This window comes from Priestia sp. SIMBA_032 (assembly GCF_046535215.1).
GTDB classification, from domain to species: Bacteria; Bacillota; Bacilli; order Bacillales; family Bacillaceae_H; genus Priestia; species Priestia aryabhattai.
Genome location: NZ_JAWRXD010000230.1, coordinates 1 through 365 on the forward strand (window position 1 = coordinate 1; position 365 = coordinate 365).

1 pseudogene is annotated in these 365 nt (G+C 66.8%); it reads left to right on the forward strand.

Features of this window, described 5'->3' with window-relative positions:
• Positions 1 to 55 precede the first annotated feature (55 nt).
• Positions 56 to 365, forward strand: a pseudogene (locus SB717_RS34130) (hypothetical protein); the annotation flags it as partial.

Sequence of the window (365 nt, forward strand, 5' to 3'; positions counted from 1 at the left end):
TCCATCAGACGTACTTCAGCTCGACGAAGTCATATTCAAGGGAGTCAACACAGCCGTGGCCGACGTCGACAGCCAGACATTGGCGACCGCAGTGGATGCTGCCGTCGCAGCATTTTCCGCCGCGGTTGATCTGCCAGCGCTGGCAACCGCCAAGACCGAGCACCTCGGTGACCGCTCGCCGATCGCCTTGGGCCGCCGCGAACTCGGCGCGTTGCCGAAGGAGCAGAAGGCGCAGGCCGGCAAGCTCGTCAACGTTGCCCGTGGGCAGGCGCAGAAGGCCTACGAAGACCGGCTCGCGGTCCTCACGGCCGAGCGCGACGCCGCGGTGCTGGTCGCCGAGACCATCGACGTCACCCTGCCGACCG